General features: G+C 61.3%; 8 protein-coding genes and 1 tRNA gene. All 9 read right to left on the bottom strand.

The genetic code is table 11. The features are described from left to right. Positions 1-76, bottom strand: a tRNA-Gly gene (locus ACH2AT_RS07390). A gap of 138 nt (positions 77-214) precedes the next feature. Then, positions 215-1,081, bottom strand: coding sequence for an Hsp33 family molecular chaperone HslO (gene hslO / locus ACH2AT_RS07385; RefSeq protein WP_394964817.1), 867 nt, complete (start codon positions 1,079-1,081; stop codon positions 215-217). Beyond that, positions 1,074-1,844, bottom strand: a complete 771-nt coding sequence (locus tag ACH2AT_RS07380) for a class I SAM-dependent DNA methyltransferase (RefSeq protein WP_394964815.1) — start codon at positions 1,842-1,844, stop codon at positions 1,074-1,076. Before ACH2AT_RS07380 ends, hslO begins: the two co-directional genes overlap by 8 nt. Positions 1,845-1,851: 7 nt before the next feature. Next, positions 1,852-2,442 carry a ribosome biogenesis GTP-binding protein YihA/YsxC gene (gene yihA / locus ACH2AT_RS07375; protein WP_394964813.1) on the bottom strand — a complete coding sequence of 197 codons (591 nt, stop codon included), beginning with the start codon at positions 2,440-2,442 and terminating at the stop codon, positions 1,852-1,854. A 14-nt stretch (positions 2,443-2,456) separates the two neighbouring features. Continuing rightward, positions 2,457-4,919 carry an endopeptidase La gene (gene lon, locus ACH2AT_RS07370; protein WP_394964811.1) on the bottom strand — a complete coding sequence of 821 codons (2,463 nt, stop codon included), beginning with the start codon at positions 4,917-4,919 and terminating at the stop codon, positions 2,457-2,459. Positions 4,920-5,002: 83 nt separating this feature from the next. Next, entirely contained in the window at positions 5,003-6,322 is a 1,320-nt protein-coding gene (gene clpX, locus ACH2AT_RS07365) for an ATP-dependent Clp protease ATP-binding subunit ClpX (RefSeq protein WP_394964809.1), read from the bottom strand. Between the two features lie 50 nt (positions 6,323-6,372). Beyond that, the gene (clpP, locus tag ACH2AT_RS07360) at positions 6,373-6,957 is read right to left on the bottom strand and encodes an ATP-dependent Clp endopeptidase proteolytic subunit ClpP (RefSeq protein ID WP_394964807.1); all 585 of its coding nucleotides are present in this window, start codon (positions 6,955-6,957) and stop codon (positions 6,373-6,375) included. A 121-nt stretch (positions 6,958-7,078) separates the two neighbouring features. Beyond that, the gene (tig, locus tag ACH2AT_RS07355; protein WP_394964805.1) at positions 7,079-8,380 is read right to left on the bottom strand and encodes a trigger factor; all 1,302 of its coding nucleotides are present in this window, start codon (positions 8,378-8,380) and stop codon (positions 7,079-7,081) included. A gap of 69 nt (positions 8,381-8,449) precedes the next feature. Beyond that, a complete protein-coding gene (locus ACH2AT_RS07350; protein ID WP_394964803.1) occupies positions 8,450-9,133 on the bottom strand; it encodes a metallophosphoesterase in 684 nt (227 codons plus the stop codon). Between the last annotated feature and the right edge of the window lie 35 nt (positions 9,134-9,168).

Genomic DNA, 9,168 nt, shown 5'->3' with positions numbered 1-9,168 from the left:
TGGAGCGGCTTACGAGGCTCGAACTCGCTACCTCCACCTTGGCAAGGTGGCGCTCTACCAGATGAGCTAAAGCCGCATATCCATGGTTTGCACCGCCAATCTCGTTTGGCGACGGTGTTTATTTTACCGCATCTTTCCTGCTTTGTCAAGACTATTTCTCAACTTTATTTTAGTTTCTCCAAAGGCGGGCAAACCATGTGGCTTTGCAAAGAATTTACAGGGTTCTCAGGAGTTTGGCCACATCCACGTTGTAGGTCTTGCCGCAGAACTGGCAGTTCACTTCCACGCACTTTTCTTCCTTGGCGAGGCTTTCCAGCTCCTGGCGGCCCATGCTCAGCAGCGCGCGCTCCACCCGCTGGCGGCTGCAGTCGCATTGATAGGCTACATCATACTCGTCCAGCACCTGCGGGTCGAAGCCCCGCAGCACCAGTTCCATGATCTCCCTGGGGCCCATCCCCTGCTGCAAAAGTTTGGTAACGCTGGGGGCCTTGGCCACGTTCTGTTCCAGCATGGTGATCTCCTGCTCGGTGGCGCCGGGCAGAAGCTGGATCATGTAGCCGCCCGCGCACCGGATGGAAAGGTCCGGGTCGACCAGCACGCCCAGGGCGCACACGGTGGGCGTCTGCTCGCTGGTTGCGTAGTAGGCGGTGATGTCCTCGGCCACTTCCCCGCTCACCAGCGGGATCTGGCCCACATAGGGTTCCTTCAGGCCCAGGTCACGCACCACGCTCAGGGTGCCATCCTTGCCCACGGCGCCGCCCACGTCCAGCTTTCCGTCGCCGCGCAGGGGCAGCTCCACCACCGGGTTCTGCACATACCCCTTCACGCAGCCGGCGCCGTCGGCCACCGCAAGAACGGTGCCGGCGGGCCCGCCGCCGTTGAGGCGCAGGGTCAGGGAGTCCTTCTCGCTTTTGAGGGTGATGCCCATCATGGAAGCGGCGGTGAGCAGCCGCCCCAGCGCCGCGCTGGTGACGGCGCTGGTCTTGTGGATGCGCTCGGCTTCGGCCACGATGTTGGTGGAATCCACACCGTAGAACACAACGCCGCCGTTGTCGGAAATGCCGCGAATCATGTTAGCCATTGTCTGTTTTCTCCAATTGTGTGTATTGTTTGACCGCTGTGAAAATGTAGCGCTGGCTCTCCGGCCGCAGCGGGCCGAAGGTCTCGCCGTCCCGCAGGTCGGCCAGCGCAAAGCCGCTCTGTTCCAGCACCCGCTTCACATAGTCCGCCTCGTAGGTGTACTCCGAAAATTGCTCCCGGAACACCTCGCCGGTGTCCAGATAGTCGATTTGGATGGAGATGTCCACCCGGTCCCCTTCCGGCGAGCAGGCATTGCGCCAGCGGCACACCGCGTCCGGCCCTTCCAGCACGAACTCGTTGCCCGCCAGCACCTGCCGGTGCTTGTAGGGCGTGTTCAAGTCAAAGATGAAAACGCCGCCCTTTTCCATGAAAAAGGCAGCCTTGGCCACCGCCCGCTCGAAGCGGGGCGCGGGGCCGATGTGGTTGTAGGTGTCAAAGGTGGACACAGCGCCCCGTATGGTGCCGAACAGGTCCAAGGCCAGGATGTCCTGCCGGAGCAAAAGCAGCCGCTGGGAGATGCCCAGCTCGTCCGCCTTTTCCCGCAGAACGGCCAGCATCTCCTCCGACTGGTCCACCCCGATCATGTCGTAGCCCGCCTGGGCGAGCATCAGCGTCAGATCGCCGGTGCCGCAGCCCAGGTCCGCCACAATGCCATCGTTCACGCCGTGGGCGTCCATCTGCTCTTTTATATAAGTATACAGCGCATCATAGTCCGCCTCGCCGTTCAGCTCGTCGTAAAAGTAGGCAAATTCATTGTAAGCCATTATGCCTTTACACCTCGTCCGCGAGCAGGCCGTCGAAAACAGCCCGCAGTTCCTCGATGCCAAGGCCCGTTTCGCTGCTGGTAAGTATGATCTGCCGGCACCCGAACTCTTTTGTCAGGAAGGCGAACTCTTCCCTTTTTTTGGCGGTCTCGCTTTTTTTGAGTTTGTCCGCCTTGGTGAGCGCCGCCACGAAGGGAATGTCCCGGTAACGAAGATACTCCAGCATCTGCATATCGTCGGCGGACGGAGCATGGCGGCTGTCCAGCAGCTGGACCAGCAGAATACAGTTGCGCGCGGCGTCAAAATAGCTGTTGATCAGCTGGTCCCACCGCTGGCGGTCCGCCGCGGAGACCTTTGTGTAACCATATCCGGGCAGGTCCACAAAGTAGGCAGAGTCCACCGTGTAGAAGTTGATGGTGGCCGTTTTGCCCGGCGTGGCGCTGACCCGCGCAAGGTTTTTGCGGTTGCAGAGTTTGTTGATGAGGCTGGATTTTCCCACGTTGGACCGGCCGGAAAAGACGAACTCCGGCCGGTCGCTGCCGGGAAGCTGGCTGGAAAGGCCGTAAGAAGCCTGAAAGTCAGCTTTCTGATAGTTCATAGCTGTCTCCTTTGTTACTGAGGCAGGTGGGCCTCCTGCGGGCGCTGGTCTCCGGGGGCCATCAGCCCGGCGGGGACTTTTTCAGGGGCTGCGGCCTGCTTTGCGCGGCTCTGGGCCCGGCGGCTCGAACGCGGGGTGAGCAGCGCGTGGCTCAACACCTGCTCCAGCCGGCTCACCGGCACAAAACGGATGGCCTTTTTGACTTCATCGTCCACGTCGTACAGGTCGCTCTGGTTTGCCTGAGGGATGAGCACCGTCTTGACGCCCTGCCGGTAAGCCGCCATGCTCTTCTCTTTCAGCCCGCCGATGGGCAGCACATCGCCGTGGAGGGTGATCTCACCGGTCATGGCCACGTCTGCCCGCACGGGGACGCCGGACAGGCAGGAGATGAGCGCGGTGGCGAGGGTGACGCCTGCGGAAGGGCCGTCCTTCGGCACCGCGCCTTCAGGGGCGTGGATGTGCAGGTCGTAGCTTTTAAGCTGTTCGGGGTCAATGCCGTATTCGCCGGCATGCACCCGGGCGAAGGTGACGGCCAGATGGGCGCTCTCTTTCATCACGTCGCCCAGAGAGCCGGTGAGCTCGATCTTGCCTGTGCCGCCCGGGATGGACTGCACCTCGATGGGCAGGATGGCGCCGCCCACGCTGGTCCATGCAAGGCCATTGGCGATGCCAACCGCGTTGGAGCGGTTGTAGAAGTCCGGCTTGACGCGCCGGGGGCCCATCAGGGATTCCAGATTCGCGGCGGTGACGGCGACCTTCTGCTCCTGGCCGGAGGCCACCTTGCGGGCGCACTTGCGCAGCACTTCGGTGATGGCCCGTTCCAGGCCGCGCACGCCGGCCTCTTGGGTGTAGCCGTCGATGAGGCCGTAGATGGCCCCCGCGGTCAGATTCACCCGGCCCTCCAGGCCGGTCTTTTTCAGCTGCTTGGGCACAAGGTGCCGCTTGGCGATGTTGAATTTTTCCTCCCGGGTGTAGCTGGGCAGCTCGATGATGTCCATGCGGTCCAGCAGCGGGGCCGGGATGGTGGAGAGATCGTTGGCCGTGGTGATGAAGAACACCTGGCTCAGGTCAAAGGGGATGTCGAGGTAGTGGTCCTTGAAGGTCCTGTTCTGCTCCGGGTCCAGCGTTTCCAGCAGCGCCGCAGCCGGGTCGCCCCGGAAATCGGCGGCAAGCTTGTCGATCTCATCCAGCAGGATGAGGGGGTTCATGCTCTTGGCGGTGGTGACCGCGCTGATGATCTTGCCCGGCATCGCGCCCACATAGGTGCGCCGGTGGCCGCGTATCTCCGCTTCGTCCCGCACGCCGCCCAGGCTCATGCGCGCATATTTGCGGCCCATGCACTCGGCGATGGAATGGGCGATGCTGGTCTTGCCCACGCCCGGAGGGCCGGCAAGGCAGAGGATCTGCCCCTTGGCGTCCGGATTGAGCATGCGCACCGCCAGAAGCTCCAGGATGCGGTCCTTGACCTTTTTCAGGCCGTAGTGCTCCCGGTTCAGATGCTTTTCCGCCCGGGCAAGGTCCAAATCATCGGGGGTGTAAATACCCCAGGGCAGCGCAAGGCAGGTGTCCAGATAGGTGCGGATGACCGCCGCCTCCTGGCTGTTGCCCTGCATCTTGCCCAGGCGCTCCGCCTCTTTTTCCAGCTTTTCGGTGGCTTCCTCCGGCAGGCTGAGGGCGTGGATCTGGTCAAGATACCGCTCGGACTCATAGCGCACATCGTCATCCCCGTCCAGTTCGGTGGCGATGGCGCGCATCTGCTCCCGCAGATAGTAGTCCCGCTGGTTTTTCTCCATCTGGTCGTTGACCTTATCCTGGATCTCTTTTTCAAGGGTCAGGACCTGGTTCTCGCGATAGAGCAGGTCCAGGGTGGTCTGGAGGCGGCCCATCAGGGTATTCTGCTCCAGAACGGTCTGTTTGTCCTGGTATTTGAACAAAAGGTTCGCGGGGATGTATTCGCTCAAAAAGGCTGCGTCGCTGCTGGAAAGGATGGTGTACACCACGTCCTTGGGCATGCGGGGATTGAGCTGGAGATAGGCCTCAAAGGCGATCTTCAGGCTGCGCACCAGCGCCTCGGCGTTGACGCTGCCCGCCTGCTGCAGGCCCCGCACCGGGGCCTCCTTCACGGTGACATTGAGCGTCTTCTCGCCGCTTTCCAGCGCCAGCAGGCGGGCACGGTACTGCCCTTCCACCAGCACTTTCACCAGGTCGTCGGAGACGCGCATCGCCTGCTTGACCTGGGCCACCACGCCGTAGCGGTACAGATCGGCGGCGGCAGGCTCTTCCACGTCCATCTCCCGCTGGGTGATAAGGAAAATGGGGCTGGCATTTGCCATCGCCCACTCGATGGCGGCGATGCTCTTTTCCCTGCCGACCTCAAAATGGATGACGCTTCCCGGGAACACCACAAGCCCGCGCAGGGCAATGGCCGGCAGACGCAGCACATTGTGTTCCACTTTGATCTTCACTCGTTCAGACATTGGCATTCCCTCCCAAAAACGGTACGGGCAAATTGCTCGTACCGTTTTGATTTTGAAATATTTTTCTGTAAGGTTTATTGCTTTTACACCACAGGAACGGTGTTTTTGTAGCGCTTGCGCACCGCGCCGTATTCCAGCACGGGCTCGCCGCCCGCCACGGTCTCAGGCGTGATGGTGACCTTGACGATGGTGGGGTCGCTGGGCACCTGGTACATGATGGGGATCAGGATGCTTTCCATCACGCTGCGCAGACCGCGGGCGCCGCTCTTGCGCTCGATGGTTTTTTGGGCCACGGCGCGCAGGGCCTCGTCGGTGAACTCCAGGTCCACATTGTCCATCTGCATCAAAGCCTGATACTGCTTGATGACGCTGTTTTTCGGCTCCTTGAGCACCCGGATGAGGGCGTCCTCATCCAGCGGGTCAAGCACGGTGACCACCGGCAGACGGCCAATGAGTTCCGGGATGAGACCGAATTTGACCAGGTCGTCCGGCTCCACCTTGCGCAGAAGGTTCTGTTTCTCCTGGGCAGAGGTGTCGTGCAGCTTGCTGCCGAAGCCGATGGCGGAGGCGTCGGTGCGGCGCTGGATGTATTTGTCCAGGCCGTCGAAAGCGCCGCCGCAGATGAACAGGATGTTTTTGGTATCAATCTGGATGAACTCCTGCTGGGGATGCTTGCGCCCGCCCTGGGGCGGCACGTTGCTCACAGTGCCCTCCAGAATTTTCAGCAGCGCCTGCTGCACGCCTTCGCCGCCCACGTCGCGGGTGATGGAAGGGTTCTCGCTCTTGCGGGTGATCTTGTCGATCTCGTCGATGTAGATGATGCCGATCTCCGCCCGCTTCACGTCAAAGTCTGCCGCCTGGATGAGCTTGAGCAGGATGTTCTCCACGTCCTCGCCCACATAGCCTGCCTCGGTGAGGGTGGTGGCGTCGGCGATGGCGAAGGGCACGCCCAGCATTTTGGCCAGGGTCTGGGCCAGCAGGGTCTTGCCCACGCCGGAGGGCCCCAGCAGCAGCACGTTGCTCTTCTGCAGCTCCACGTCGTTTTTGTTTTCGCCGCTGAGGATGCGCTTGTAGTGGTTGTAGACCGACACCGCCAGCACCCGCTTGGCTTCATCCTGGCCGATGACATAGCGGTCCAGCCCTTCCTTGATCTCGGACGGGGTGAGCACATTCACCGGGTCCAGGGTGGGGGCGGCGCGGCGGGCGGCGTTCCGGCGGGACGCCGCTTTCGGCGCGTCCGGCTTGCCGTCCTCATCCAGCAGCGAGGAGCACAGCGTGATGCACTCGCTGCAGATGTTGACGCCAGGGCCGATGATCATGCGCTCCACTTCGTCCTGGCTTTTGCCGCAGAAGCTGCAGCGCAGGTTCTTGTCTTTGTCTTTTCCGTTTGAATTGTTTGCCATAGTTACCCCTAAACGATGCGACGCGCGCCTGTGGGCGCCGCGCGGATTGTTTACCGTTTGGTGATGACCGCGTCGATCAGGCCGTAGTCGGCGGCCTCCTGCGCGGACATGAAATTATCGCGCTCGGTGTCGGCCATGATCTTTTCGATGGGCTGGCCGGTGTATTCGCTGAGCATGCGGTTCATGCGCTCGCGGGTGCGGACCATATGGTCGGCGTGGATCTTGATGTCTGTGGTCTGGCCCTGCAGGCCGCTGAGCAGCGGCTGGTGGATCATGATCTCGGCGTTGGGCAGCGCAAGGCGCTTGCCCTTGGCGCCGCTGGCCAGCAGGAAGGCGCCCATGGAGGCGGCCATGCCCATGCAGATGGTGGACACGTCACACTTGATATACTTCATGGTGTCGTGAATGGCCATGCCGGCGCTGATGGACCCGCCCGGGCTGTTGATGTACAGGCTGATGTCCTTCTCGCTGTCCTGTCCTTCCAGATAGAGCAGCTGGGCCACCACCAGGCTGGCGGTGGCGTCGTTGACCTCATCGCTGAGCATGATGATGCGGTCGTTCAAAAGGCGGGAAAAAATGTCGTAAGAGCGCTCGCCGCGGGCGGTCTGCTCCACAACGTAAGGAACCAAACTCATTTGGCTGTACCTCCCTGTGAAAAAATGTAAGCGGTCTTGCAAAATTGACCGATACGGGCCGCGGAGCGCGTATCGGTCAATGCAGGACGGCTTATGTAAGGCGAAAGGGCCTTTGGGCAGATCAGCCCTCCTTGGCGACCTTCTCCTCGGTGATCTCGGCGTGGTCGCGGATGAAGTCGATGGCCTTGTTCACCGCCAGATCCTTCTTGACCTCGTCGGCATTGACCAGCTCCTTGACCTTGGCCAGTTCCATCTTGTAATTGTCGGCAACGCGCTGCAGCTCGGCCTCCAGTTCCTCGTCGGAAGCGGCGATCTGCTCGGCGGCGGCAACGGCCTCCAGAGCCAGGCGGATCTTCACCTGCTTCTCGGCCTGCTCGCGGAAGGAAGCGCGGAAGGATTCCATGGTCTGGCCCATGTACTGCAGGTACATATCCAGCTTGAGGCCCTGCTGCGCCAGGCGGTATTCAAAGTCGCGCACGGCTTCGTCCATGCGGGCTTCGTACATGGCCTCGGGGATGTCGCCCTCGATGGTGGCGATGACCTGATCCACCAGGTCGTTCTCCACGGCCAGGGCAGCCTGCTTCTCGTTCTGCTCTTCCATGCCCTTGCGGATGCTGGCTTTCAGCTCGTCCAGGGTGTCATACTCGCTCACGTCCTTGGCGAACTCATCGTCCAGAGCGGGCAGCTCCTTGGTCTTGACCTCGTGCAGCTTGATCTTGAACACGGCGGGCTTGCCGGCCAGCTCCTTGGCCTGATATTCCTCGGGGAAGGTGACGTTCACGTCGAACTCCTCGCCGGCCTCGTGGCCGATCAGCTGATCCTCAAAGCCGGGGATGAAGCTGCCGCTGCCCAGCACCAGGCTGTAGTGCTCGGCCTTGCCGCCCTCAAAAGCGGCGCCGTCCACAAAGCCCTCGAAGTCCATATCCACAGTGTCGCCGTTCTCGGCCTTGCCCTCGCGGGTGATGATGCGGCCGTTGCGGTTCTGCATGCGGACCAGCTCCGCCTCCACGTCGGCGTCGTCCACAGTATTGACCTTCTTGACGGCCTTTAAACCGGTGTAGTTGCCCACCTTGATCTCGGGCTTTACAGCCACGGTGACCTTGAGCACCACGCCGTCTTCCAGGTTCTCGGAGACCACGTCCGCCTCGGGACGGCCCACGGGCTGGATGCCGGACTCGGCCACCGCAGCCTCATAGGCTTCGGGGAACAGATCGTTGATGGCGTCGTAGTGGAAGATGTCGGCGCCGTACATTTTTTCGATCACCGCGCGGGGCGCATGGCCCTTGCGGAAACCGGGAACATTGTACTTTTTGCCTTCGCGCTTGTAGGCCTTATCGATGGCGGCCTTGAAGGTCTCGGCGTCCACCGAGAACTGCAGCTCGTGCATGCTTTTTTCAAGCTTTTCGCTTTTGACAAGATTCATTAATATAGCCTCCGTACAAAGAGATTCATTTTATTATATCATGCGTATGGCCAGAAATCCATACTTTTCCTAAATTTTATGGGGGCAAAACCGCAGTGCATCGGCCGAGATCAGGCGGTATTCCAGCCCGTCCACCTGCCCCTGCACCGCCGCGCGCACCGACGCGCCGTGCAGGTGGCCGTAAAAGCAGCGTTTGACCCCAAACCTGCGCATCACTTCGATGACCTGCGGTGAGCTTGTTCCCGGAAAGACCGGTGGATAGTGAAGGAACACGACCTTTTCCTCGTCCGTCTCCCCCGCTGCCTCGAGGCTGGCTTTCAGGCGGCCCAGCTCCCGGTTCATCACCTTTTCGTCGTGGGGCTCGTCCGGCTCAAAAAGCCAGCTGCGGGTGCCGCAGAGAGCCAGCCCCTCCACATGATACGCATTGTTGTGCAGCAGGTGCAGGCTTGCAAAGCCCTGCGCCTCAAAAAAGGCCTCCATCTTGCGGGCAGTGGTCCACCAGTAGTCGTGGTTGCCTTTCAAAAGCAGCTTCTGCCCCGGCAGCTGTTCCAGAAATTCAAAATCCGGGGCGGCTTCGTCCAGCTTCATGCCCCAGCTGGTGTCCCCCGCAAGCACCACCGTGTCGCCGGGGGCGACCAGGCGCAGCCAGTTCTCCCGGATGCGCTTCACATAGCCCTGCCAGCCAGGGAACTTGTCCATCGGCTTGTCGGCGCCCAGCGAGAGGTGCAGATCGCCTATTACAAAAATTGCCATGCGTACCTCCTGATAATCGCCGCCGCACCGGGCAC

It is taken from the genome of Candidatus Allofournierella excrementigallinarum (genome assembly GCF_944388085.1).
In the GTDB taxonomy this organism is placed as follows: Bacteria; Bacillota; Clostridia; order Oscillospirales; family Ruminococcaceae; genus Allofournierella_A; species Allofournierella_A excrementigallinarum.
Note: the sequence above shows the minus strand (reverse complement) of the source record. Positions and strands in the feature narration are given on the sequence as shown.

Bases quoted from the DNA above. Each gene is read 5' to 3' on its own strand.
- hslO (WP_394964817.1), bottom strand. From the start codon at position 1,081: ATGGCTAACATGATTCGCGGCATTTCCGACAACGGCGGCGTTGTGTTC.
- lon (WP_394964811.1), bottom strand. From the start codon at position 4,919: ATGTCTGAACGAGTGAAGATCAAAGTGGAACACAATGTGCTGCGTCTG.
- clpP (WP_394964807.1), bottom strand. From the start codon at position 6,957: ATGAGTTTGGTTCCTTACGTTGTGGAGCAGACCGCCCGCGGCGAGCGC.
- ACH2AT_RS07380 (WP_394964815.1), bottom strand. From the start codon at position 1,844: ATGGCTTACAATGAATTTGCCTACTTTTACGACGAGCTGAACGGCGAG.
- ACH2AT_RS07350 (WP_394964803.1), bottom strand. From the start codon at position 9,133: ATGGCAATTTTTGTAATAGGCGATCTGCACCTCTCGCTGGGCGCCGAC.
- yihA (WP_394964813.1), bottom strand. From the start codon at position 2,442: ATGAACTATCAGAAAGCTGACTTTCAGGCTTCTTACGGCCTTTCCAGC.
- tig (WP_394964805.1), bottom strand. From the start codon at position 8,380: ATGAATCTTGTCAAAAGCGAAAAGCTTGAAAAAAGCATGCACGAGCTG.
- clpX (WP_394964809.1), bottom strand. From the start codon at position 6,322: ATGGCAAACAATTCAAACGGAAAAGACAAAGACAAGAACCTGCGCTGC.